A 23,107-nucleotide genomic window follows, 5' to 3' on the forward strand; every position below is an offset into this window, starting at 1 on the left:
AGGTATTGTCTAAAGCGTAGCCTGTAATCATAGGTAACGAGGTAGACCATGAGTGCACCCATCGCCATCATCGGTACCGGTATTGCCGGACTCTCCGCCGCCCAGGCGCTCCACGCTGCCGGGCAGCATGTAGAACTCTTCGACAAGAGTCGAGGCAGCGGCGGTCGCATGTCCAGCAAGCGCAGCGACGCCGGCTCCCTGGATCTTGGCGCGCAATATTTCACGGCCCGCGACCGCCGCTTCGCCGAAATGGTCAAGCAGTGGCGGGATCGCGGCTGGGTCGCCGAATGGTCGCCCAGTCTCTACAACTTTGCCGCCGGCCAACTGCTGCCCTCCCCTGACGAACAGATCCGCTGGGTCGGCTCGCCACGGATGAGTGCCATCACCCGAGCCATGCTCGGGGCGCTTCCGGTCAGCTTCGCCTGCCGCATCACCGAGGTCTTCCATGGCGAACGCCACTGGGGGCTGCAGGATGCGGAAGGCCTCAGCCATGGCCCCTTCAGCCATGTGATCGTCGCCACTCCGGCACCGCAGGCCACGGCATTGCTCGCTGCGGCACCCAAGCTTGCCGGTGCAGCTGCCAGCGTCGCCATGGAGCCGGTCTGGGCCGTCGCCCTGGGCTTCGACACGCCGCTGGACACGCGCGTCGAGGGCTGCTTCGTGCAGGACAACCCGCTCGATTGGGTCGCACGCAACCGCTCCAAGCCCGGCCGCGAAGCGGGCCTCGACACCTGGGTCCTGCATGCAAGCAATGCCTGGAGCAAACAGCACCTGGACCTGCCGAAAGAAGTGGTCATCGAACACCTCCACGGCGCCTTCGCTGAAATGATCGGCTGCGCCGTGCCCGCCCCCAGCTTCAGCCTGGCGCACCGATGGCTCTATGCGCGGCCAAGTCAGGCCCACCAATGGGGCGCGCTGGCCGATGCCGACCTCGGGCTCTACGCTTGTGGCGACTGGTGCCTGTCAGGCCGCGTGGAAGGTGCCTGGCTCAGCGGCCAGGAAGCAGCTCGCCGGCTGCTTGAACACCTGTGAGCACGCTGCACATCAATCCCAACAAGCTTCTCCCCCCAAATGGACGGCCGTGAGGTCGTCCAACCGTGAAACACACTTTCTGGTCACTGAACTGGTCCGCGATGAGCTCGACAACGTGCTATTCGTGGAAATCGAAGCGGTGCTCACCAAGCGCGTCCAGCGCCTGGATTGGCATGACCTGAGCGACGCCGAACGCTGGTAACCCGGCTGGCGCTGAACACCAAAAACCAATACAAAGCCTGTACAAAACTTTTATCTGTACAGATCACGACCTATGATTTAAAAATCTGTACATGAAATTAATTCTGTACAAGTTACGTTCAAGGACAGTGCCATGACGACCGCGTTCAGCCTTCCGCAGCGTCCCAAACTCGGCATCAGCGCCTGCCTCCTCGGCGACCCGGTGCGTTACAACGGTGGTCACAAGGAATCGCGCCTGTGCAGCCGCGACCTCGCCCAGCACTTCGATTTCGTCCCGGTATGCCCGGAGGTCGCCATCGGCCTCGGCACCCCGCGCGAGCCCATTCGCCTGATCGGTGACCCCAGCGCACCACGCGCGGTGGGCACGCTGAAGCGCGAACGGGATGTCACCAAGGCGCTCGCCGAGTTCGGCGAACATATGGCCGGTGAGCTGCACGGCATCAGCGGCTACATCTTCATGCACCGCTCGCCTTCCTGTGGCCTGGAACGGGTCAAAGTCTACCGCGAGAACGGCCACACCGCCGAGGGCGGCGCCCGCGGCATCTACGCCGGAGCCTTCTGTGCGCGGCACCCCGATCTGCCGGTGGAAGAAGACGGCCGACTCATGGACCCGGTCCTGCGAGAAAACTTCCTCACTCGCGTCTTCGCCTACGCGCAATGGCAAGTATTTTGCTCCAACGGGTTGACGCGCCGCGCGATCATCGAATTCCACTCGCGCTACAAGTACCAGGTCCTTGCCAATGATCCGGAGCAATACAAGGCACTTGGCCGCCTGCTTGCCAGCATCGGCCAGCACGATCCGGAGGAAGTCGGCCCCCGTTATTTCTCAGGCCTGATGGCGGCGCTGAAAAAATGCGCCACCCGGCGCACCCACAGCAATGTCCTCCAACACCTGACTGGCTACCTGAAGCGGCACCTCAGTCCCCAGGAAAAAGCCGAAATCCAGCGCCTGATCGACCAGTACCGAACCGGCATCGTCCCGCTGGTGGTGCCCATGACCCTGCTCAAGCATCACTTCAGTAGCCACCCGGACGAGTACATCACGCAGCAGGCCTACCTGCAGCCGCACCCGGAAGAACTCAGCCTGCGCAATGCCATCTAGCCATGGACGAGACTCCCGATATCCCGACCGAACTTGAGTACCAGGCCGCCCTCGCCAGGGGCTTGCTGCCGATTCGTGAAGTGGCGCGCCGCACCGGGGTCAACCCGGTCACCCTGCGTGCCTGGGAAAGGCGTTACGGACTGATCGTACCGTTGCGCACCAGCAAGGGTCACCGGCTGTATGCCGAAGACGAAGTCGCGCGTATCCAGCTGATCCTCACCTGGCTCAATCGCGGCGTCGCGGTGGGCCAGGTCAAGGGGCTGCTGAAGGCCAAACGGCCGACGATCGAAGCTGAATCCGAGCCGGACTCGCTCTGGGACAATCAGCGTCGCCAGTTGCTGAATGCCATCGGCGCGCTCTCCGAGCGTCAGCTGGATGAGCGTTTCAACAGCGCCATGGCGCTCTACCCACCCCGCACGCTTTATCGTCAGCTGCTCCAACCGCTGCTCGCAGAGCTGGAACTGCGCTGGCGATGCCAGTTCGGCGCGCAGGTGGAGCGCGTCTTCCTCTACTCCTGGCTGCGTAGCAGACTGGGCACCCGGCTCTACCACAACAACCGCCAATGCACCGGCGCGCCACTCCTGTTGATCAACTTCTCCGAGCTGCCCATGGAGCCGGGCCTCTGGCTCACCGCCTGGCTCGCCAGCAGCGGCGATTGTCCGGTGGAAGTATTCGACTGGCCGGTGCCACCGGCTGAGCTGGCCCTGGCGATTGCGCGCATCGAGCCACGCGCCTTGCTGCTCTATTCGAGCCAGACGCTGAGCGCTGACGGGTTGCCGCGTCTACTCAACAACTCCACCTGCCCGATCCTGCTGGCTGGGCCAGCGGCCGCCATCCATCGCGAGATCGTTCAGGCCCAGAACAACGACAAGCTCCCCCCCACCTGCCCCGACGATCCTCTGGCCGCGGTGGAAGCACTGGCCGAGCTCGGCCTGCTGCACAATCGATAAGGACCGCCCCATGCGCCAACTCATGTGGTTCCGCAGCGACCTGCGCACCCAGGACAACACCGCTCTGAATGCGGCACTGGACGCCGGTCCGACCCTTGCGCTCTACCTGATCACACCCGGTCAGTGGCAGGCCCATGACGATGCCCCGAGCAAGGTGGACTTCTGGCTGCGCAACCTCGCCGAACTGTCCACAGCCTTGCGTGCGCTCAACGTGCCGCTGTTGATCCGCCGGGCCGATCACTGGGCCGAGGCACCGCGCGCGCTGGCCGAGCTGAGCCATGAGCAGCGCATCGCAGCCGTGCACGTCAACGAGGAGTACGGCATCCACGAAGTCCGTCGCGACCGATTGGTGGCCGCACGCCTGGCCGACGAAGGCATCACCCTGCACAGCCATCTCGACCAGTTATTCTTCAAGCCCGGCAGCGTGCTGACCCGTAGCGGTGGCTACTTCCAGGTCTACAGCCAGTTCCGCAAGGTCTGCTACGAGCGCCTGCATACGGCCATACCCCGTTGCCTGCCTACGCCCAAGGCCCAGGCCGATATGGATATCCCGAGCGACCCTGTACCTGAGCGGGTTGAAAGGTTCGCCACACCGCTCGAGTCTCTGCGCAACCTCTGGCCGGCCGGAGAACGGGTCGCCCGAGACCGCCTGGAAGCCTTCGCCGAAGAGCAGCTTTGGCAGTACCAGGGTCAACGCGACTTTCCGGCGCAGCCCGGCACCAGCCAACTGTCGCCCTACCTCGCGGCCGGCGTGCTTTCGCCACGCCAATGTCTGCACGCGGCGTTGCAGGCCAATCGCGGCGAGTTCGACAGCGGCAACCCCGGCGCTGTCACCTGGATCAACGAGCTGCTCTGGCGGGAGTTCTACAAACACATACTGATGGGCTATCCGCGCGTATCGCGTCACCGGGCCTTCCGCCAGGAAACCGAAGCCCTGCCCTGGCGCCACGCGCCAGAGGATCTGAACGCCTGGCAGCAAGGACGCACCGGCATCCCGCTGGTGGACGCGGCCATGCGCCAACTCCTCGCCACCGGCTGGATGCACAACCGCTTGCGCATGGTCGTGGCGATGTTCCTGACCAAGAACCTGCTGATCGACTGGCGAGAGGGCGAGCGCTGGTTCATGCGCCACCTGATCGACGGAGACCTCGCCGCGAACAACGGCGGCTGGCAATGGAGCGCCTCGACCGGCACAGACGCCGCGCCCTATTTCCGCATTTTCAACCCCATCAGCCAGTCGGAGAAGTTCGACCCGGAAGGCCGATTCATCCGTCACTGGGTCCCCGAACTGGCGCATCTCGACAAGCGCGATATCCACAACCCGGCCCGCCTGGGCGGCTTGTTCAGCGTGCAGGGCTATCCATTGCCGATCGTGGATCTCCAAAAGAGCCGCGAACGAGCGCTGTCGGCCTTCAAGCAGTTGGCGGAGGTCTGACACGAGCGACTTCCTGTGCTGCGTTCTACTGCGAGCAACAGCGTCAGCGGAGTTTTTTAAATCCTTTCGGAGCGGGGTGGGGTCGAGGGATTGCAGGCAGGCCCGCGACCGGCTTGGCGAGTGAACTCGCCCCCCCCCCGCGGGCTTTTCTCATAAAAAAACCGGGCAGATCGCCCGGTCTTCCTTTGCGCAGTTTCGCCTCAGAACGACAGGCGATAGTGCAGCGAATACGTCTCTATCCCATCGTTCGGCTGCTTGATGCCGGCGTTGGAGTAGTGCATGGCGCGCAGGCCCAGTTCTTGGTTGTTAAAACGCAGGCCGGCGCCAATGCGATCTTCGAACTGGAAGGAAGTGCCGATGTCATGATCATCCAGCTCGGTGCTGGAAAACAGGGCTACGCCAATACCCGCCTCGACATAGGGACGTATGGTTTCCCCGGCAAACTCGTAAACGAACATTGGTGTGAAAGAAATACTGTGGCTGCCGGCCGACTCGCCACCCTCCCAGTAGGTGTAGGCAGCATCCCAATATCCACCCACGTGCCCCACGTCGCTCTGGAACCATTTGCTGGAGAAGTCGAACTGCGTGCCCAAACGGTAAACCGTGTTGGAGCTGGAATCACCCGTCTGGCCAATATCGAGGGAAACCCCAGCGGCTTGAACGTTAGCAAGGTACCCCATGGAAAGTGCCGCAGCCGCGGCTAAGCAGATCATCTTCTTCATGAAAACAGTCCTTATTCTGGAAGTGCTGACAAAAAGCGGTAATACCTGTCAGCAATTATAGGTAGCTTTTTAATAGTGGAAATAAGCTACCGGAGATTTCCATCAGCAAGGAAACCGCTTTACGTCAGCCTGCTCGCCCCACAACACTGGCAGGATTTCCTGCATCGCGAGCGGATCCCCACTCGACCAGAATCGACAAGGCCTGGCATCGCCGTCGGCTAGCAGATTCCGCGCTTCCAGCAGCCTTTGTAGCTGACGAGCTACCGCCGCCCCGGTGTCGACCAGGCTAACAGAGGCGGGCACCATTTCACGCAGCAGCGGCCGAAGGAAGGGGTAGTGGGTGCAGCCGAGGATCAACGTATCGCAGCCCTCGACCAGCAGCGGCTCGACGTATTGGTCAAGCAGTGTTCGCGTCTGGCCCCCGACCAGGTCGCCTGCCTCGATCCGTTCGACCAACCCCGGACACGGCTGGGTAATCACCCGCACATCGCTGGCGAACCGGTCAAGCAAGGCCGCGAACTTGGCGCTCCTCAATGTGCCTGTCGTGGCGAGGACGCCGACGACACCGCTGCGGGTAGCGGCCGCAGCGGGCTTGACGGCCGGCTCCATACCCACGATCGGCAGCTGTGGATAACACTCACGCAGGTCCGCCACCGCTGCGGCGGTGGCGGTATTACAGGCCAGCACCAGGGCCTTGGCGCCTTGGTCGATGAGGAATTCGGCAATGCAATGGCTGCGCTCGCGAATGAACTCGGCGCTCTTCTCACCGTAAGGCACATGGCCGCTATCGGCCACATAAAGCAAGGACTCGTTCGGCAACAGTTCGCGTATCTCGCGCAGAACCGAGAGCCCGCCGACGCCCGAGTCGAATACCCCGATTGCTGCCGCGTCAGGCATGCCGCGCTCCGCAGACCTCACAGCCCGGATCGCGCTTGACCCGTAACTCACGGAAGCGGGTACCCAACGCATCGATTAGCAACAAGCGACCCACCAGCGGTTCGCCGAAACCGGCCAGCAGCTTGAGTGCTTCCAGCGCCTGCAGGCTACCCACCAACCCCACCAAAGGCCCCACTACACCGGCTTCGCTGCAGGTCAGCTCAGCCTCGCTGCCGTGTCCGTAGAGGCAGTGGTAGCAAGGGCTGTCCTCGCGGCGGGGATCGAAGACCGAAAGCTGGCCTTCCAGGCGGATGGCAGCACCCGACACCAGCGGCTTTCCAGCTGCGACGCAGGCGACATTGACCGCTTCACGTGTGGCGAAGTTGTCGGTGCAATCCAGCACCAGGTCGACAGCGCCCACGGCGGCGGCCAGGGCGTCCTCGTCCAGCGCGCGGGTATGCGGCACCAGGCGGACTTCCGGGTTCATCGCCGTCAGACGCGCCATAGCCGATTCGACCTTGCTGCGCCCCAGGCTCAGGTTGTCGTGGATGATCTGCCGTTGCAGGTTGGTCAGGTCAACGCTATCGAAATCGGCCAGGTGCAGTTCACCCACACCGGCAGCGGCCAAGTAGAGGGCGACAGGGGAACCCAACCCGCCGAGTCCGACGATCAGGACTCGCGCCGCTTTGAGGCGCAATTGCCCGTCGACGTCAATTTGCGGCAGCAGGATCTGCCGGCTGTACCTCAGGAGTTCCTGGTCGCTCAGCATGGCCATTGTCCAAGGGAAATACGTTCGTGGCCGCCAAGATCGCACCGGCTTTCCACCTGATGGAAACCTTGCCGGACCAGCAGATCACGCACGGCAGCAGCCTGGTCGAAGCCGTGTTCGAGCATCAGCCAGCTGCCAGGCTGCAGGTGCTGCGGCGCTTCGCGGATGATCTGGCGGATATCGTCCAGACCGTCGCAGCCTGCAACCAGCGCACTGGAGGGTTCGAAACGCACGTCGCCTTTGACGAGGTGCGGATCCTTCGCGGCGATATAGGGTGGATTGCTGACGATCAGATTAAAGCGCTGCTCACCCAACGCAGAGAACCAATGACTCTCCGCGAAATGGGCGTTGTCCAGCTGCAGGCGCGAGCGGTTGCGTTCAGCCAGTTCGACGGCCGCCGCCACCCGGTCAACGCCGGTAACGCTCCAGCCCGGACGCTCACAGGCCAAGGCAAGCGCGATGGCGCCAGTGCCGGTCCCCAGGTCCAGCACCTGCGCCGGGGTGGCCGGGATCAGTGCCAGAGCGGTCTCCACCAGCAGTTCGGTATCAGGACGGGGAATCAGGGTATGCGGCGCCACTTCCAGGTCCAGGCTCCAGAAACCCTGGTGGCCGAGGATATAGGCAACCGGTTCGCCGGCACGACGCCGCTGAAGATACCCCGCATAACGCTCTGCGGCCTCGCTGGCCACCACCCGTTCGGGCCAGGTGTGCAGAAAGCTGCGCGGCTTGCCGAGGGCGGCTGCAAGCAGCAGTTCGGCGTCCAGGCGCGGGGTGGGGGAATCCGGCAGTTGGGCGGCGTTGAGCAGGCTGGCGATGATGGTCACGCTCAGTCTCCCAAGGCCGCCAACTGGTCCGCCTGGTACTCGGCGAGCAGTGGCTCGATGACCGCTTCCACACCGCCGGCCAGGACGTCATCCAAAGCGTAGATCGTCAGGTTGATGCGGTGATCGGTGACTCGCCCCTGCGGGTAGTTGTACGTGCGGATGCGCTCGGAACGGTCACCGGAGCCCACCAGCAGCTTGCGGGTCTCGGAGATTTCCTTGTGTGCAGCGGCCTCCTGCTGGTCGTTCAGCTTGGCGGCCAGCCAGGCCATGGCCTTGGCGCGGTTCTTGTGCTGGGAACGCTCTTCCTGGCACTCCACCACTATCCCGGAGGGGAGGTGAGTGATCCGCACAGCGGAGTCGGTCTTGTTAACGTGCTGGCCGCCGGCGCCCGAAGATCGGTAAGTGTCCACGCGCAGGTCGGACGGATTGATCTCAATGGCGGCCTGCTCGTCCGGCTCGGGCAATACGGCCACCGTGCAGGCCGAGGTGTGGATGCGGCCCTGGGATTCGGTTTCCGGCACCCGCTGCACGCGATGTGCGCCAGACTCGAACTTGAGCTTGGCGTAGACGTTATCGCCTTCGACCCGAGCAATCACCTCTTTATAGCCGCCGTGCTCGCCCTCGTTTTCCGAGAGTATCTCGACCCGCCACCCTTGGCGTTCGGCATAGCGCGAATACATGCGGAACAGGTCGCCGGAGAAGATCGCCGCCTCATCACCACCTGTGCCGGCACGGATTTCGAGGAACACGTTGCGACCGTCGTTGGGGTCCTTCGGAAGCAGCATGCGCTGCAGGCGATTTTCCAATTCGATCAGTTGCTCGCGGGCCTGGGCAACTTCTTCTTCGGCCATTTCACGCAGGTCGGGGTCGCTGTCCTTGAGCAGCGCCTGGGCCCCTTCGAGGTCGCTCTGGACCTTGCGGAACTCGCGGAACGCCAGGATCACCGGCTCGACCTCGGCAAACTCCTTGGAATACGCGCGGAACTTGCCCTGGTCACTGATGACTTCGGCATCGCCCAGCAAGGCGGTGAGTTCCTCGTAGCGGTCCTGGAGGAGATCGAGCTTGTTCAGCAGGGAAGCTTTCATTGCGAACGTTTATCCGAGCCCTCGTCGAGGGCAAAGAGTTCCTGGGCCACGCTCAGCGCATCGAAGCGCCCGTCGGCGGAAAGTTTCTTCAGCTGCACGCTGGGGGCGTGCAGCAGTTTATTGGTCAGACCACGGGCCAACTGAGCCAGGACCTCTTCGGCCGAGCTGCCGTTCTGCAGCAGGCGCAAGGCCTTGGCCAGTTCATCATCACGATGACGCTCGGCCTGCTGGCGATAGGCGCGCAGCACATCCACTGCGGCCAACTCGCGCAGCCGCTGCATGAAGTCATCGACCCCGGCGCCGACCAGTTCTTCAGCGGCCTGGGCCGCGCCCTGGCGGCTCTTCAGGTTTTCCGCGACCACCTCGTGCAGGTCATCCACGGTATAGAGGTAGACGTCGTCCAGCTCACCGACTTCCGGCTCGATATCGCGTGGGACGGCGATGTCCACCATGAAGATCGGCTTGTGCCGGCGCTGCTTCAGTGCGCGCTCGACGGCGCCCTTGCCGAGAATCGGCAACTGGCTCGCGGTGGAGCTGATGACGATGTCGCTGTTGACCAGTTCCTGGGGCATATCGGCCAGCAGCACCGCGTGGGCGCCGAACTCTTCGGCCAGCATGCTGGCGCGTTCCAGTGTCCGGTTGGCGACCACGATGCGCTTGACGCCCTGCTCGTGCAGATGGCGAGCTACGAGGGTGATGGTTTCGCCGGCCCCAATCAGCAACGCCTGGCTGCGGTGCAGGTCGGCAAAGATCTGCTTGGCCAGGCTCACGGCAGCGAACGCCACCGAAACCGGATTCTCGCCGATGGCGGTGTCGGTCCGCACCGTCTTGGCGGTGCTGAAGGTGGCCTGGAACAACCGACCGAGCAGCGGCCCGACCGTACCCGCCTCGCGGGCCACGGCATAGGCGGACTTCATCTGACCGAGGATTTGCGGCTCACCCAGCACCATCGAATCGAGCCCGGCAGCTACGCGCATCATGTGACGTACCGCGTCATCGTCCTGATGAACATAGGCGCAGGCACGCAGCTCTTCGAGGCTTAGATTGTGATAGCCGGCCAGCCAGGCGAGGACTTCGTCAATGCAGGGCTGGTCCTGCTCCAGGTACAACTCGCTGCGGTTGCAGGTGGAGAGAATCGCCGCCTCGCGGCTGGGCGTGACGCGGCACAACTGCTGCAGGGCTTCAACCAGCTGCTCAGGAGTGAAAGCCACGCGTTCGCGGACATCCACCGAGGCGGTCTTATGGTTGATACCTAAAGCAAGAAAGGCCATGCAGGGTCGCTAACTGAATCGGAAGGGCGCGCAATTGTCCTACTTCACTAGAACGAGAACAACTACCGTGGAGAATTGTCGCATCGAACAGGTTTTCAACCACAGCGCACAGGGCCGCGCCCCATGTGCTTGACTCAAGGCTTGTGTCATGATGGCCCCACCGCTGGTAAGTCGCCTCTTCCCTTATGAATAGATCCCTTGCGTTGCTGGCCGCCCTCCTCCTCCTCGGCGGCTGCCAGAACTTGACTCACAAATCTCCAGACGGCACCCCGCCCGTGGAGGATGAGAGCCAAGCCAGTACACCCGCCAAGCCCGAGGTCTACGGCTCCTTCAGCCGTGAAGCCCTGTTCGCCTTGCTTTCAGCGGAATTGGCCGGCCAACGCAACCGTTTCGACATCGCCCTCGGCAACTATGTACAACAGGCCAACGCGACCCAGGACCCAGGCGTGGCCGAGCGAGCCTTCCGCATTGCCGAGTACCTGGGCGCCGAACAGGCCGCCCTGGATACCGCCCTTATCTGGGCCAGGAACGCTCCAGAAAACCTTGATGCCCAGCGCGCGGCTGCTGTGCAGCTGGCACGCGCCGGCCGCTATGACGAGTCCATGGCCTACATGGAGAAGGTGCTGCAAGGCCAGGGCGACACCCATTTCGACTTTCTCGCGCTCTCCGCCGTCGAGACCGATGCTGAAACCCGCAATGGCCTCATGCAGAGCTTCGATCGCCTGCTGGCCAAGTACCCCGACAACAGCCAACTGGTGTTCGGCAAGGCGGTGCTGCTGCAGCAGGACGGCCAGACCGAAGAAGCCCTGACGCTGCTCGAAGGCATTCCTGCCAACGACGAAGAGATCGCCCCCATCCTGCTGCGCGCCCGTCTGCTGCAGAGCCTGGATCGCGGCAAAGAAGCCCTGCCCCTGCTGCAGAAAGGCATCAAGCAACACCCGGACGACAAGCGCCTGCGCCTGACCTATGCCCGCATGCTGGTGGAACAGGACCAGCTCGAGGAGGCCAAGTCCGAGTTCTCCTCCCTGGTACAGCAATTTCCCGATGACGACGACTTGCGCTACTCGCTGGCCCTCGTCTGCATGGAAGCGGAAGCCTGGGAAGAAGCACAGATCTACCTGGAAGAACTGGTCGAGCGAGGCAGCCACGTCGACGCCGCCCACTTCAATCTCGGTCAGGCCTACGAGAAACAAGGCAACAACGAAAGTGCGCTGATCGAGTACGCCCTGGTCGGCCCTGGCAACGAATACCTGCCGGCACAGGTGCGTCAGGTCGAGATTCTCCTGCAGAGCGGCCGCGCCAACGAAGTCGAGAACCGCCTGACCAAGGCACGTGAAGCCCAGCCCGACTACGCCATTCAGCTTTACCTGATCGAGGCCGAGAGCCTATCCAAGCGCCAGCAGCCCGAGCGTGCCTGGAACGTCATCCAGCAAGCACTGGAGCAGTTCCCGGACGACCTCAACCTGCTTTACACCCGCGCCATGCTGGCCGAGAAGCGCAACGACCTCGCTCAACTGGAAAAGGACCTGCGTTTCATCATCGAGCGCGAGCCGGAAAACGCCATGGCCCTGAACGCCCTCGGCTACACCCTGGCTGACCGCACGACGCGCTATGACGAAGCCAAGAAATTGGTCGAGCAAGCTCACCAGCTCAATCCCAACGATCCTGCGATCCTCGACAGCCTGGGCTGGGTGAACTACCGCATGGGCAACCTGAGCGAGGCCGAGCGCCTGCTGCGCCAAGCCCTCCAGAACTTCCCCGACCACGAAGTGGCTGCCCATCTGGGCGAGGTGCTCTGGGCTCAGGGTAAGCAGATCGAGGCACGAAAGGTCTGGGCCGACGCCCTGGAAAAACAGCCCGACAGCGCCATCCTGCGCGACACCCTTCAACGCCTGACTGGTTCCGGAACCCTCTGACACATGCGTTTACGTACTTTCCTGGCCGCCGGCGCCCTGCTCCTGCTCACCGGCTGCGCCGGCTTCACCTCCCGCGAAACACTCGAAGGCCAGGGCGACCCAGCCAAATGGACTGCCCACAAGACCCAGGTCAGCGCCCTCGACGGTTGGCAGATCAGCGGCAAGGTGGGCATCCGCGCACCGCGCGATTCCGGCAGCGGCACATTGTTCTGGCTGCAACGCCAGGATTACTACGACATTCGCTTGTCCGGCCCCTTAGGGCGAGGCGCCGCCCGCTTGACCGGGCGTCCCGGGGAAATCGTCTTGGAGGTCGCCAACCAGGGCCGCTACCAGGCCGAGTCCCCAGAAGCCCTGTTGCAAGAACAACTTGGCTGGCGCCTGCCGGTGTCCCACCTGCTCTGGTGGGTCCGCGGACTTCCCGCCCCGGATAGCCGCAGCCGCCTGACGCTGGACGGCAGAAGCCGCCTGGCACGCCTTGAGCAGGACGGCTGGCATGTGCAGTACATCAGCTATGTCGAACAGAAAGGCTATTCCCTACCCGATCGCATCAAACTGCAAGGCGAAGACCTGGACATCACCCTCGTGATCAAGGACTGGCAGCCGCGCCAGCTCGGTATCTGACATGCAGGGTGCAACACTCGTCCTGCCGGCACCGGCAAAGCTTAATCTGATGCTCCACATCCTCGGCCGCAGACCCGATGGTTATCACGAACTACAGACGCTCTTCCAGTTCCTCGATCATGGCGACGAATTGGGCTTCGCCCTGCGCCCGGACGGCGAAATCCACCTGCGCACCGAAGTACCCGGCGTCCCACATGACAGCAACCTGATCGTCCGCGCAGCGCGCAAGCTGCAGGCCGAGTCTGGCTGCCAGCTGGGCGCTGACATCTGGCTCGACAAGCGGCTACCCATGGGCGGGGGCATCGGTGGCGGCAGCTCGGACGCGGCAACCACCCTGCTCGGTCTCGACCAGTTGTGGAATCTCGGATGGAGTGAAGACCGCCTGGCCGCTTTGGGGCTTGGCCTCGGCGCGGATGTGCCAGTTTTCGTGCGAGGACGCGCGGCCTTCGCTGAAGGCATCGGCGAACTCCTCACCCCCGTGGAGCTTCCGGAACCCTGGTTTCTCGTCGCCGTACCGCAAGTCTTTGTCAGCACAGCAGAAGTTTTCTCCGATCCTGAGTTGACACGCAATACGCAGCCCATTAAAGTTCGCAGCCTTCTTGAGGGGGGCGGTCGAAATGACTGCCAGCCGGTTGTCGAGAAACGTTACCCAGATGTACGTAACGCGCTGATCTTGTTGAATAATTTCACATCAGCTAGATTAACCGGCACTGGAGCTTGTGTGTTTGGGAGCTTCCCAAACAAGGGCGATGCTGATAAAGTTCGCCGCCAACTTCCGGCCACTCTGCCGAGCTTCGTTGCTCAAGGTCGTAACATTTCGATGTTGCACCGCAAGCTTAACGAGTTGGCCAAGAAGTGAATGCAAGTCATTCGGTTGTACGATACAGGGGCGTCGCCAAGCGGTAAGGCAGCAGGTTTTGATCCTGCCATGCGTTGGTTCGAATCCAGCCGCCCCTGCCATTAACCCTTCAAGGGTTCTGTACGACAGATGTTCTGCAAAGCGTGATCTAAATTTATAGGGGCGTCGCCAAGCGGTAAGGCAGCAGGTTTTGATCCTGCCATGCGTTGGTTCGAATCCAGCCGCCCCTGCCATACACGAAAAAGCTGTTCAAAAAGCCTTGTGCATTTTGAACAGCTTTTTAATTCATCAGGTCCACCCTCAGCCGGCAGGTACTGCGCGTGTCCAAGATGATGGTCTTCACGGGGAACGCCAACCCCGATCTGGCGCGTCGCGTCGTACGTCAACTGCATATTCCCCTCGGCGATGCCTCCGTAGGCAAATTCTCCGACGGCGAAATCAGTGCTGAAATCAACGAGAATGTTCGTGGTAAGGACGTTTTCCTGATTCAGCCGACTTGCGCCCCGACCAACGACAACCTGATGGAACTGGTAGTGATGGCTGACGCCTTCCGCCGTTCCTCGGCCTCCCGTATCACAGCAGTCATCCCCTACTTCGGCTATGCCCGCCAGGATCGCCGCCCGCGCTCCGCTCGTGTGGCCATCAGCGCCAAGGTAGTGGCCGACATGCTGACCGTCGTCGGCATCGACCGTGTTCTCACCGTCGATCTGCACGCTGACCAGATTCAGGGCTTCTTCGATATTCCCGTGGATAACATCTACGGCTCCCCGGTATTGGTGGATGACATCGAAGATCAGCGCTTCGAGAATCTGATGATCGTTTCCCCGGACATTGGCGGCGTCGTTCGCGCCCGCGCCGTGGCGAAATCCCTGGGCGTCGACCTGGCGATCATCGACAAGCGTCGCCCCAAGGCGAACCAGTCCGAAGTCATGCACATCATCGGCGACGTCGAAGGCCGCACCTGCGTGCTGGTCGATGACATGGTCGATACCGCCGGCACCCTCGGCCACGCTGCCAAGGCCCTGAAGGACCATGGCGCTGCCAAGGTCTACGCCTACTGCACCCACCCGGTGCTGTCCGGCCGTGCCATCGAGAACATTGAAAACTCCGTGCTGGACGAACTGGTGGTGACCAACACCATCCCGCTGTCCGCCGCGGCACAAGCCTGTTCGCGTATCCGCCAACTGGATATCGCACCGGTTGTGGCTGAAGCGGTTCGCCGCATCAGTAATGAGGAATCGATCAGCGCGATGTTCCGCTAAGCGGAAATCCCTGAACGAAAGCGCTCCGCGCCGTCGAAATCGATTGAGCGGAGCTTTTTCACCAACCGCCCGGATGCTGGTCGCAAGCATTACGGGCGTTTTGGTTATTTTGGAGAACTGTAATGACTGAATTTGCCCTGAATGCCAACGTGCGTTCCGACCTGGGGAAAGGTGCGAGCCGCCGCCTGCGTCGTAACGAAAATCTGGTTCCTGCTGTCGTATACGGCGGCGAACAAGCTCCGCAATCCGTAAGCCTGCTGGCCAAAGAGCTGGCCAAGCTGCTGGAAAACGAAGCTGCCTTCAGCCACGTAATCGCCCTGAACGTTGCCGGTGCTACCGAAACTGTTCTGATCAAGGCCCTGCAGCGTCACCCGTCCAAAGGCTTCGTCGTACACGCTGACTTCCAGCGCGTCGTTGCTGGCCAGAAACTGACCGCTCACGTACCCCTGCACTTCATCAACGAAGCTACCTCCGTTGGCGTGAAGCAAGGCGGCGGCGAAGTTTCCCACACCATCGCTGAAGTCGAAGTCTCCTGCCTGCCGAAAGATCTGCCGGAGTTCATCGAAGTTGACCTGGCCCAGGTCGAAGTTGGTCAGATCGTTCACCTGTCCGACCTCAAACTGCCGAAAGGTATCGAGCTGGTAGCCCTGGCCCACGGCAACGACCTGGCTGTGGCCAACATCCACGCCTCCCGCGTTGTGAAAGAAGAAGGCGAAGCCGAGTAATCTGGGAATCTGTTTCGGATCTCGCGCGCCAATGCCTTAGCCTTTCGCGCAAAGGATCCGGACCAACTCCTTACTCGACTGCCTGAAGAAGAGCCCCTGTAGTGACTGCCATCCAACTGATCGTTGGCCTGGGTAACCCCGGCCCCGAATACGACCAGACCCGGCATAACGCAGGGGCTCTTTTCGTTGAGCGCCTGGCCGACCGCGAACGCGTCAACCTCAGCCTCGACAAGAAATACTTCGGCCTGGTCGGAAAGTTCTCCCATCAAGGTCGCGACGTTCGTCTGCTGATTCCCACCACGTACATGAACCGCAGCGGCCAATCCGTGGCGGCACTGGCAGGGTTCTTCCGCATCCCCCCCGAAGCCATCCTGGTGGCCCACGACGAACTCGACATGCCCCCCGGCGTCGCCAAGCTCAAGAAGGGCGGCGGCCATGGCGGCCACAACGGGTTGCGTGACATCATCGCCCAGCTCGGCAATCAGAATTCGTTCTACCGCCTGCGGCTTGGCATTGGCCATCCGGGGCACAGCAGCCTGGTCTCCGGCTATGTTCTTGGTCGCGCCCCGCGCGCCGAACAGGAACTACTCGGCACCAGTATCGACTTCGCCCTAGACGTGCTGCCCGAAATGCTCGCCGGTGACTTCACCCGCGCCATGCAGAAGCTGCACAGTCAGAAGGCCTGAACCCACTCCGCGCAGAGGCATACACCATGGGATTCAATTGCGGCATCGTCGGCCTGCCCAACGTCGGCAAGTCCACCCTGTTCAACGCCCTGACCAAATCCGGCATTGCGGCGGAGAACTTCCCCTTCTGCACCATCGAGCCGAACAGCGGTATCGTGCCAATGCCCGATTCGCGCCTGAACGCACTGGCCGAGATCGTAAAGCCCGAGCGCGTAATCCCCACCACCATGGAGTTCGTCGACATCGCCGGCCTGGTGGAAGGCGCCTCCAAGGGCGAAGGTCTGGGCAACCAGTTCCTCGCTAACATCCGTGAAACTGACGCCATCGCCCACGTGGTGCGCTGCTTCGAAGACGAAAACGTCATCCACGTTTCCAACAGCGTCGACCCCAAGCGTGACATCGAGATCATCGACCTCGAGCTGATCTTTGCCGACCTCGACAGCTGCGAGAAGCAACTGCAGCGCGTCACTCGCAACGCCAAAGGTGGCGACAAGGAAGCCCTCGCGCAAAAAGCCCTGCTGGAAAAGCTCATCCCCCACTTCACCGAAGGCAAGCCGGCGCGCTCGCTGCTTAAAACCCTCGGCGACGACGAAAAGCGCCTGGTCCGTGGCTTCCACCTGCTCACCAGCAAGCCGGTGATGTACATCGCCAACGTGGCCGAAGATGGTTTCGAGAACAATCCGCACCTGGACGTAGTGAAAGCCATTGCCGCCGATGAAGGCGCAGTCGTGGTGCCTGTGTGCAACAAGATCGAAGCCGAAATCGCCGAACTCGATGACGGCGAAGAGAAGGACATGTTCCTCGAGTCCCTGGGCCTCGAAGAACCGGGCCTGAACCGCGTGATCCGCGCCGGCTACGAACTGCTCAACCTGCAGACCTACTTCACCGCTGGCGTGAAGGAGGTCCGCGCCTGGACCGTCCGGGTCGGTGCCACAGCCCCGCAGGCTGCCGCTGTGATCCACACCGACTTCGAAAAAGGCTTCATCCGCGCCGAAGTGGTCGCCTACACCGACTTCATCCAGTACAAGGGCGAAGCCGGGGCAAAAGAGGCCGGAAAATGGCGCCTGGAAGGCAAGGAATACATCGTCAAAGATGGGGATGTGATGCACTTCCGCTTCAACGTCTGATCCAAGAAAAAGCCCCGGTTTCCGGGGCTTTTTTGTCTTCGATGTCCCGTAAAACCTCAAGCGCTCTGGACCAGGCGCACGACCCGATGGGGAAAGGGAATGCTGATCCCCGCTTCGTCCATCTGCTCCTTGGCACGCTCGATGAAGTCGAATGTCACCGGCCAGTAATCAGCCGTAGCAACCCAGACCCTCAGAGAAATATTGATAGCACTCTCGCCGAGCCCGGTCACGAAGACCACCGGCTCCGGATGGTTCAGCACCCGCGGGTCCTTGGCGATCTCGAGCAACACTTGACGGGCGCGTTTTATGTCGCAGTCGTAGTCGATACCCAGGTTAATGTCGACTCGCCGCGTCCGTTCGCGCGAGTAGTTGGTGATGTTGCCATTGGAGAGGCTGCCATTGGGCACGATCACCACCTTGTTGTCGGCGGTCTTCAGGGTGGTGTGAAAAATCTGGATGCTATCGACCGTGCCGGCCACACCTTGGCCTTCGATCCAGTCTCCAGCCTTGAACGGGCGGAACAACAGGATCAGCACCCCACCAGCGAAGTTCGCCAGGCTGCCCTGCAATGCCAGGCCGATCGCCAGGCCTGCTGCACCAATAGCTGCCACGAACGAGGTCGTTTCCACGCCGATCATCGAAGCCACGCTGACCAGCAGCAATACCTTGAGGATGATATTGGCCAGGCTACCGATAAACCCTTGCAGGGTCCTGTCGACCCGTCGGGTTTGCATCAGCCTGCCGACGTTGCCGGTGAGCTTGTTTATCAGCCACCAGCCCACCAGGAGGGTAAGCAAGGCCAGCAACAGCTTGCCGCTGTACTCGACCACGATAGGTAGCCAGGCCTCGGAGAGCTTTACCAGCTCGTCAACATTCATATCCATGGTCATGCTCCAAATTCTTTACACGGGGCCAAAAACAAAGCCGCCATGGATCAACCATGGCGGCCAGCGAAACAACCCTCAAATTGCGACTCCAATTGCTCGCGAAAGTTCAAAAATCCTGATCAATCGCGGAAGTTGTTGAACTGCAGCGGCATCCCGAATTCCTTGGCGCGCAGAGCCGCAATGGCTTCCTGCAAGTCATCGCGTTTCTTGCCGGTGATGCGCACCTGTTCGCCCTGGATGGCAGCCTGGACCTTGAGCTTGCTGTCCTTGATCGAAGCAACGATCTTCTTCGCCAGCTCCTTGTCGATGCCTTCCCGAAGAATGACCTCCTGCTTCACGACCTTGCCGGAGGGGTAAGAGTCCTTGATCTCCAGGCACTGAATATCGATCTTGCGCTTGACCAGGCAGAGCTTGAGGATCTCCAGCATCTGCTCGAGCTGGAAATCCGCCTCGGCAGTGAGCGTGACGGTCAGTTCCTTGAACTCGAAACTGCCCTTGCCGCGCAGGTCGTAGCGGCGATCCAGTTCCTTGAGAGCGTTGTCGACCGCATTGGTGACTTCGTGCTTGTCCAGTTCGGACACCACGTCGAACGAGGGCATGGGATTCCTCCAGATAGAAGGCGCGACCTGCATCACGGATAACAGTGCGCCTGGCTTGACGATAAAAAATGCGCACTCATTATAACCGAGCGGCACGCCGTCTTTTCTCCAGCGTCCCAAGCGGCCGGCAACCGCCTGAACGATAGGGAGACAAGGCGATGGATGTCGACTTTGATATCATTTAGCCATAATCGCCCCCGCCACCCTGCCCTTGCGAGCCTGCCATGCCCAACCCTCATCTCAGTATTCTGGTGGTGGACGATGCAAAATTTTCCAGCGCCATTATCGGCCGAACCCTGAGCCAGGCCGGCTATCAGGATGTCCGTTTTGCCAGCAGCGCTGACGAGGCGCTTCGGCTACTGGAGCAGAAACCAGCCAACGTCATCCTCGCCGACTGGCTGATGCCGGAGATCGACGGCCTGGAGTTGACCGCACGGGTCCGCCAACTGGATGAGATGACGGACCACTACAGCTACATCATTCTGCTCACCGGCAAGGAAGGCGACAACGTGCTGTCGGAGGCCTTCGATCGCGGCGTCGACGACTTCATCAGCAAGGCGGCCATGAGCGAACAACTGGTTCCGCGTGTCTATGCCGCCGACCGGCTCTGCAACACACTGCAACGGCTACTGCAAGAGAATCACCGACTCACGCAGAACATTGCCAGCCTGGAACAACGCAATCTCGTGGACGCCCTGACCGGCCTGGGTAACCCGCGCTATCTGCGCCAGAAACTCATCGATAGCCTGCGCCAGGTCGAATCCCGAGGCGGGGCCCTGTGTTACCTGCAGATCGGCCTGCTGGAAACCCCACAGTTGCGTCGGCAATACGGGGACGCGTTCTACAACGAACTGCTTCACGGCGTTGCCCGTCGCTTGCAGCAACTGATCCGCCCGCTCGATGTGCTGACCCGCCTGGACGACAACCACTTCGGCCTGATTACCCTGCTCGATGACCTGCACGAGTGCTCTCCCAGCAGCTTCAAGCGACTGCATGAAGGACTCAATCTCAAGGCATTCAAGACCAGTGAAGGTTTCATCACGCTCAAGGCAGGTATCAGCCTGGTCGGGATGGATACCAAGGCGCTGCCCCTGGACATAGACGAACTGCTGGACAAGGCCGCAGCCCTGCTCCCCGAGTCCTACGCCAGCGGCCGCGTGACAGCCCTGCGTCTTCCGCAACCATGACCTGGCATATCCTAGGTGCCGGCAGCTTGGGCAGCCTCTGGGCTGCTCGTTTGTTCCGCGCGGGAATACCGATCCGCCTGATTCTGCGTAACCAGACCAGGCTTCAGGCCTATTCAGCGGCAGACGGCCTGACGCTGGTCGAGCAAGGCGAGGCGCGGCGTTACCCGATCGCGGCAGAAACTCCCGAAACTCCCGGCCCCATCAGCCGCTTGCTAGTGGCCTGCAAGGCGTATGATGCCGAGCCCGCGGTGCGGCAACTGGCTCATCGTCTGGCGCCCGGAGCTGAGCTGATCCTGCTGCAGAACGGGTTGGGCAGCCAAGACGCCGTGGCTGCATGCGTTCCCCAGGCCCGGTGCATTCTTGCATCCAGCACGGAAGGCGCCTTCCGTGACGGGGACTTCCGCGTGGTATTCGCCGGTCAGGGTTTCACCTGGCTCGGCGACCCGAAACTACCGCAAGCGCCGGCGTGGCTGCCCGACTTGGTGCGCGCCGATATCCCCCACGCCTGGACACCGGATATCCTCTCGCGTCTATGGCGAAAACTCGCGTTGAACTGCGCCATCAACCCACTCACTGTACTGCACGATTGCCGAAACGGGGGTTTGTCCGACCACCCTGCCGTGGTTGCCGCGCTGTGCAGCGAGCTGGCAGAACTGCTTCGTGGCTGTGGCCAACCCGAAACGGCCGCCGGTCTTCATGCAGAGGTCCTGAAGGTTATCCAGGCAACAGCGGCGAACTTCTCCTCCATGCATCAGGATGTTGCCCGCGGGCGGCGCACAGAGATCAGCTTCCTGCTGGGCCATGCCTGTACCGTCGCCACACAACTGCACCTGGAGCTTCCCCGGCTGCAATCCCTTCACGCCCGACTGACGGACTACCTCGGACAGCACGGATTGCCCGTCAACTGACCCCGCGCTACCCTGCCCACAGCCCAGCAGCGGAAAACGCCCCTTGACCATCCTGCGCCAGCGCCTCGAGAACCTGTCGGTCGGACGCAAATTGCTCGCCGCCCTGCTGGTCCTGCTCGCCACAGTGCTCCTCATCGCCAACCTCGCCTTTATCAGCGCCGCTTACTGGATCTCCCAGGAAAGCGTCGCCCCGCAAGGTCTGGTCACGCTCGGTCGCCTGTTTGCCACCTCGGCACTAGGCAGCGAAGCGCTGGCATCGGAGGAAGGCGCCAAGCAACTGCTGGAGCGTCTGGATAGCTACACGCCGCTGCGCGCGGCTGCCCTTTACGACAGCAACGGCCGTTTGCTCGCGCAAATGCAGCGCGGTGAACAACTCGACCTACCACTGCGCTCGACGGACCTTGAAGCTTGGCGTCGACACGAGTTTCGCACCACCCACCTGGCAGAACTGCCGGTCCCGGGCAAAGCCCCAGGCCATCTCCTGCTCGTGGCCTCTAGCGAATTACCCGGGGTTTTCTACACCGGCACCCTGACCGCCAGCCTGGCTATCCTGGCCTGCAGCGTGCTGCTCTGGCTGCTGATTGCCCGGCAGATCCGCCGCATGGTTACCCGGCCGATTCGTCGGCTGGAGGAGCTCTCAAGGCAGGTCACCCGCGAGGAGAACTACTCCCTGCGCGCACCGCGCGGCAACCGGGACGAAATCGGTAGCCTGGCTGATGCCTTCAATACCATGCTCAGCCGGATCGAAGCGCGAGAGCAGCAGCTCAAGCGCGCGCGCGACGACGCCCAAGCCGCATTCGACCAGGCCCGCGAGTTGGCCGAGGAGACCCGCCACTCCAACCGCCGCCTGGAGCTCGAAGTCCAGGTGCGGAGCAAGATCGAGAAGAAGCTCACCGGCTTCCAGAACTACCTCAACAGCATCATCGACTCCATGCCCTCGGCCCTGATCGCCCTGGACGAACAGCTTTACGTCACCCAGTGGAACCAGGAGGCAAGCACTCTGTCCGGCACGCCCATGGACGATGCGCTGAACCAGCCGGTATTTCTTGCCTTCCCATCACTCAAGCCCTTCCTGCCGCAGATCCGGCTGACTGCGGAAAAGCACAAGGTAGAGAAAGTTGAACGGGTCAGTTGGCTGGTCGGGGACGCTGTCCATCATTACGCGCTGACCTTCTACCCGCTGATGGGCGGAACAGGTCGGGGCGTGGTCATCCGTATCGACGACATCACCCAACGCCTATCCATGGAAGAACTGATGGTGCAGTCGGAAAAGATGCTTTCGGTAGGCGGCCTGGCGGCCGGCATGGCCCATGAAATCAACAACCCGCTTGGCGCGATCCTGCACAACGTGCAGAACATCCGCCGCCGCCTGTCCCCCGAGCTGGACCGAAACCAGCAACAGGCCGAGGCGACGGGCATCCAGCTCGAGGCGGTAAACCGTTACCTGGAAGCCCGTGAAGTACCCAAGCTACTTGATGATATCCACCAGGCGGGCGCGCGCGCAGCAAAGATCGTCAGCAACATGCTCGCCTTCAGCCGACGTAGCAACCGGCAATTGGCGCCTTGCCAACTACCGCTGCTGCTCGACCAGGCCCTGGAAATCGCCAGCAACGACTTCGACCTCACCGAAGGCTTCGATTTCAAGGGAATGCGCATCACCCGCGAATTCGACCCACACCTTGGCCCAGTCCCCGGCACCGCCAACGAACTGGAGCAGGTACTACTGAATTTGCTGAAGAACGCTGCCCAGGCCATCCACCAGCGCGAGGATGACGAGGAAGGCCACATCACCCTGCGCACCCGGCTAAACCCACCCTGGGCAGAAATCCAGGTAGAGGATAATGGAGTCGGAATTCCAGAACCCGTGCGCAAGCGCATTTTCGAGCCCTTCTTCACCACCAAGGAAGTGGGTCAAGGCACAGGGCTTGGTCTTTCGGTCTCGTATTTCATCATCACCAATAACCACAAGGGGCAAATGGAAGTGCAGTCCAAGCCAGGCCAGGGCACTTGCTTCACCTTGCGCCTGCCGCTCACGTCCACCCCAGAACAGCCAGGAGCCTGAA

The 23,107-nt window shown here is 61.8% G+C and carries 22 protein-coding genes, 2 tRNA genes and 1 pseudogene; 17 read left to right on the top strand and 8 right to left on the bottom strand.

Annotated features, from left to right (window positions below; genetic code table 11):
• The first annotated feature begins 48 nt into the window (after window positions 1-48).
• The 5 genes from J7302_RS08430 (at window position 49) to phrB (ending at window position 4,720) form a co-directional block, all read left to right on the top strand.
• A complete protein-coding gene (locus J7302_RS08430; RefSeq protein ID WP_215372811.1) occupies window positions 49-1,032 on the top strand; it encodes an NAD(P)/FAD-dependent oxidoreductase in 984 nt (327 codons plus the stop codon).
• A gap of 49 nt (window positions 1,033-1,081) precedes the next feature.
• A complete protein-coding gene (locus tag J7302_RS08435; RefSeq protein ID WP_394359079.1) occupies window positions 1,082-1,234 on the top strand; it encodes a TIGR02450 family Trp-rich protein in 153 nt (50 codons plus the stop codon).
• Window positions 1,235-1,366: 132 nt separating this feature from the next.
• Window positions 1,367-2,335, top strand: a complete 969-nt coding sequence (locus tag J7302_RS08440) for a YbgA family protein (RefSeq protein ID WP_215372812.1) — start codon at window positions 1,367-1,369, stop codon at window positions 2,333-2,335.
• Window positions 2,336-2,337: 2 nt separating this feature from the next.
• Complete coding sequence (locus tag J7302_RS08445; protein WP_215372813.1) at window positions 2,338-3,285, top strand: MerR family transcriptional regulator; 948 nt, start codon at window positions 2,338-2,340, stop codon at window positions 3,283-3,285.
• Window positions 3,286-3,295: 10 nt separating this feature from the next.
• Window positions 3,296-4,720: a deoxyribodipyrimidine photo-lyase gene (phrB, locus tag J7302_RS08450; protein WP_215372814.1), complete on the top strand. Its 1,425-nt coding sequence runs from the start codon at window positions 3,296-3,298 to the stop codon at window positions 4,718-4,720.
• Window positions 4,721-4,920: 200 nt separating this feature from the next.
• On the opposite strand, the gene J7302_RS08455 is transcribed toward phrB, so the two are convergent.
• The 6 genes from J7302_RS08455 to hemA form a co-directional block, all read right to left on the bottom strand.
• Window positions 4,921-5,442, bottom strand: coding sequence for an acyloxyacyl hydrolase (locus J7302_RS08455; protein WP_215372815.1), 522 nt, complete (start codon window positions 5,440-5,442; stop codon window positions 4,921-4,923).
• Window positions 5,443-5,544: 102 nt separating this feature from the next.
• Window positions 5,545-6,339 (bottom strand): glutamate racemase, encoded by a 795-nt coding sequence (gene murI / locus J7302_RS08460; RefSeq protein WP_215372816.1) that lies wholly within the window; start codon window positions 6,337-6,339, stop codon window positions 5,545-5,547.
• Window positions 6,332-7,087, bottom strand: coding sequence for a molybdopterin-synthase adenylyltransferase MoeB (locus tag J7302_RS08465; RefSeq protein ID WP_215372817.1), 756 nt, complete (start codon window positions 7,085-7,087; stop codon window positions 6,332-6,334). Before J7302_RS08465 ends, murI begins: the two co-directional genes overlap by 8 nt.
• The gene (gene prmC, locus J7302_RS08470; RefSeq protein ID WP_215372818.1) at window positions 7,081-7,911 is read right to left on the bottom strand and encodes a peptide chain release factor N(5)-glutamine methyltransferase; all 831 of its coding nucleotides are present in this window, start codon (window positions 7,909-7,911) and stop codon (window positions 7,081-7,083) included. The genes J7302_RS08465 and prmC overlap by 7 nt, the downstream gene beginning before the upstream one ends.
• Before the next feature lie 2 nt (window positions 7,912-7,913).
• Complete coding sequence (prfA, locus tag J7302_RS08475) at window positions 7,914-8,996, bottom strand: peptide chain release factor 1 (protein WP_215372819.1); 1,083 nt, start codon at window positions 8,994-8,996, stop codon at window positions 7,914-7,916.
• Window positions 8,993-10,267, bottom strand: a complete 1,275-nt coding sequence (gene hemA, locus J7302_RS08480) for a glutamyl-tRNA reductase (protein ID WP_215372820.1) — start codon at window positions 10,265-10,267, stop codon at window positions 8,993-8,995. The genes prfA and hemA overlap by 4 nt, the downstream gene beginning before the upstream one ends.
• 185 nt (window positions 10,268-10,452) lie before the next feature.
• On the opposite strand from hemA, the gene J7302_RS08485 reads away from it, so the two are divergent.
• The 9 genes from J7302_RS08485 to ychF all read left to right on the top strand — a co-directional run bounded on the left by J7302_RS08485 (window position 10,453) and on the right by ychF (window position 17,463).
• Window positions 10,453-12,183 carry a tetratricopeptide repeat protein gene (locus J7302_RS08485; RefSeq protein ID WP_215372821.1) on the top strand — a complete coding sequence of 577 codons (1,731 nt, stop codon included), beginning with the start codon at window positions 10,453-10,455 and terminating at the stop codon, window positions 12,181-12,183.
• Between the two features lie 3 nt (window positions 12,184-12,186).
• A complete protein-coding gene (gene lolB / locus J7302_RS08490; protein ID WP_215372822.1) occupies window positions 12,187-12,804 on the top strand; it encodes a lipoprotein insertase outer membrane protein LolB in 618 nt (205 codons plus the stop codon).
• 1 nt (window position 12,805) lies between these two features.
• The gene (gene ispE, locus J7302_RS08495; protein WP_215372823.1) at window positions 12,806-13,663 is read left to right on the top strand and encodes a 4-(cytidine 5'-diphospho)-2-C-methyl-D-erythritol kinase; all 858 of its coding nucleotides are present in this window, start codon (window positions 12,806-12,808) and stop codon (window positions 13,661-13,663) included.
• 26 nt (window positions 13,664-13,689) lie between these two features.
• Window positions 13,690-13,764 (top strand) — tRNA-Gln (locus tag J7302_RS08500).
• A 57-nt stretch (window positions 13,765-13,821) separates the two neighbouring features.
• Window positions 13,822-13,896: transfer RNA gene (locus J7302_RS08505), tRNA-Gln, on the top strand.
• 87 nt (window positions 13,897-13,983) lie between these two features.
• Entirely contained in the window at window positions 13,984-14,925 is a 942-nt protein-coding gene (locus J7302_RS08510) for a ribose-phosphate pyrophosphokinase (protein WP_028629917.1), read from the top strand.
• A gap of 122 nt (window positions 14,926-15,047) precedes the next feature.
• Window positions 15,048-15,650, top strand: a complete 603-nt coding sequence (locus J7302_RS08515; RefSeq protein WP_215372824.1) for a 50S ribosomal protein L25/general stress protein Ctc — start codon at window positions 15,048-15,050, stop codon at window positions 15,648-15,650.
• Window positions 15,651-15,751: 101 nt separating this feature from the next.
• Window positions 15,752-16,336: an aminoacyl-tRNA hydrolase gene (gene pth / locus J7302_RS08520; RefSeq protein WP_215372825.1), complete on the top strand. Its 585-nt coding sequence runs from the start codon at window positions 15,752-15,754 to the stop codon at window positions 16,334-16,336.
• A 26-nt stretch (window positions 16,337-16,362) separates the two neighbouring features.
• On the top strand, window positions 16,363-17,463 hold the full coding sequence (ychF, locus tag J7302_RS08525) for a redox-regulated ATPase YchF (protein ID WP_215372826.1): 1,101 nt from the start codon (window positions 16,363-16,365) through the stop codon (window positions 17,461-17,463).
• Window positions 17,464-17,519: 56 nt separating this feature from the next.
• On the opposite strand, the gene J7302_RS08530 is transcribed toward ychF, so the two are convergent.
• Together J7302_RS08530 and J7302_RS08535 are read right to left on the bottom strand one after the other, a co-directional pair.
• Window positions 17,520-18,347, bottom strand: a complete 828-nt coding sequence (locus tag J7302_RS08530) for a mechanosensitive ion channel family protein (protein ID WP_215372827.1) — start codon at window positions 18,345-18,347, stop codon at window positions 17,520-17,522.
• A 122-nt stretch (window positions 18,348-18,469) separates the two neighbouring features.
• The gene (locus tag J7302_RS08535) at window positions 18,470-18,949 is read right to left on the bottom strand and encodes a YajQ family cyclic di-GMP-binding protein (protein WP_215372828.1); all 480 of its coding nucleotides are present in this window, start codon (window positions 18,947-18,949) and stop codon (window positions 18,470-18,472) included.
• A gap of 218 nt (window positions 18,950-19,167) precedes the next feature.
• Here J7302_RS08535 and J7302_RS08540 point away from each other — a divergent pair.
• The 3 genes and pseudogenes from J7302_RS08540 to J7302_RS08550 all read left to right on the top strand — a co-directional run.
• Window positions 19,168-20,136: pseudogene (locus J7302_RS08540) on the top strand (response regulator); the annotation flags it as partial.
• A complete protein-coding gene (locus J7302_RS08545) occupies window positions 20,133-21,044 on the top strand; it encodes a putative 2-dehydropantoate 2-reductase (protein ID WP_215372830.1) in 912 nt (303 codons plus the stop codon). The pseudogene J7302_RS08540 and the gene J7302_RS08545, both read left to right, overlap by 4 nt.
• Before the next feature lie 43 nt (window positions 21,045-21,087).
• Entirely contained in the window at window positions 21,088-23,106 is a 2,019-nt protein-coding gene (locus J7302_RS08550) for a sensor histidine kinase (protein ID WP_251701950.1), read from the top strand.
• The last annotated feature ends 1 nt before the right edge of the window (window position 23,107 follow it).

The organism is Metapseudomonas boanensis (genome assembly GCF_018704125.1).
Lineage (GTDB): Bacteria > Pseudomonadota > Gammaproteobacteria > Pseudomonadales > Pseudomonadaceae > Metapseudomonas > Metapseudomonas boanensis.

Excerpts from the sequence above, each read along its gene's own strand:
- hemA (WP_215372820.1), bottom strand. The coding sequence starts at position 10,267 with ATGGCCTTTCTTGCTTTAGGTATCAACCATAAGACCGCCTCGGTGGAT.
- prfA (WP_215372819.1), bottom strand. The coding sequence starts at position 8,996 with ATGAAAGCTTCCCTGCTGAACAAGCTCGATCTCCTCCAGGACCGCTAC.
- ychF (WP_215372826.1), top strand. The coding sequence starts at position 16,363 with ATGGGATTCAATTGCGGCATCGTCGGCCTGCCCAACGTCGGCAAGTCC.
- J7302_RS08465 (WP_215372817.1), bottom strand. The coding sequence starts at position 7,087 with ATGCTGAGCGACCAGGAACTCCTGAGGTACAGCCGGCAGATCCTGCTG.
- J7302_RS08545 (WP_215372830.1), top strand. The coding sequence starts at position 20,133 with ATGACCTGGCATATCCTAGGTGCCGGCAGCTTGGGCAGCCTCTGGGCT.
- J7302_RS08430 (WP_215372811.1), top strand. The coding sequence starts at position 49 with ATGAGTGCACCCATCGCCATCATCGGTACCGGTATTGCCGGACTCTCC.
- J7302_RS08440 (WP_215372812.1), top strand. The coding sequence starts at position 1,367 with ATGACGACCGCGTTCAGCCTTCCGCAGCGTCCCAAACTCGGCATCAGC.
- J7302_RS08535 (WP_215372828.1), bottom strand. The coding sequence starts at position 18,949 with ATGCCCTCGTTCGACGTGGTGTCCGAACTGGACAAGCACGAAGTCACC.
- lolB (WP_215372822.1), top strand. The coding sequence starts at position 12,187 with ATGCGTTTACGTACTTTCCTGGCCGCCGGCGCCCTGCTCCTGCTCACC.
- J7302_RS08485 (WP_215372821.1), top strand. The coding sequence starts at position 10,453 with ATGAATAGATCCCTTGCGTTGCTGGCCGCCCTCCTCCTCCTCGGCGGC.
- phrB (WP_215372814.1), top strand. The coding sequence starts at position 3,296 with ATGCGCCAACTCATGTGGTTCCGCAGCGACCTGCGCACCCAGGACAAC.
- J7302_RS08515 (WP_215372824.1), top strand. The coding sequence starts at position 15,048 with ATGACTGAATTTGCCCTGAATGCCAACGTGCGTTCCGACCTGGGGAAA.
- J7302_RS08530 (WP_215372827.1), bottom strand. The coding sequence starts at position 18,347 with ATGGATATGAATGTTGACGAGCTGGTAAAGCTCTCCGAGGCCTGGCTA.
- murI (WP_215372816.1), bottom strand. The coding sequence starts at position 6,339 with ATGCCTGACGCGGCAGCAATCGGGGTATTCGACTCGGGCGTCGGCGGG.
- ispE (WP_215372823.1), top strand. The coding sequence starts at position 12,806 with ATGCAGGGTGCAACACTCGTCCTGCCGGCACCGGCAAAGCTTAATCTG.
- J7302_RS08445 (WP_215372813.1), top strand. The coding sequence starts at position 2,338 with ATGGACGAGACTCCCGATATCCCGACCGAACTTGAGTACCAGGCCGCC.
- J7302_RS08455 (WP_215372815.1), bottom strand. The coding sequence starts at position 5,442 with ATGAAGAAGATGATCTGCTTAGCCGCGGCTGCGGCACTTTCCATGGGG.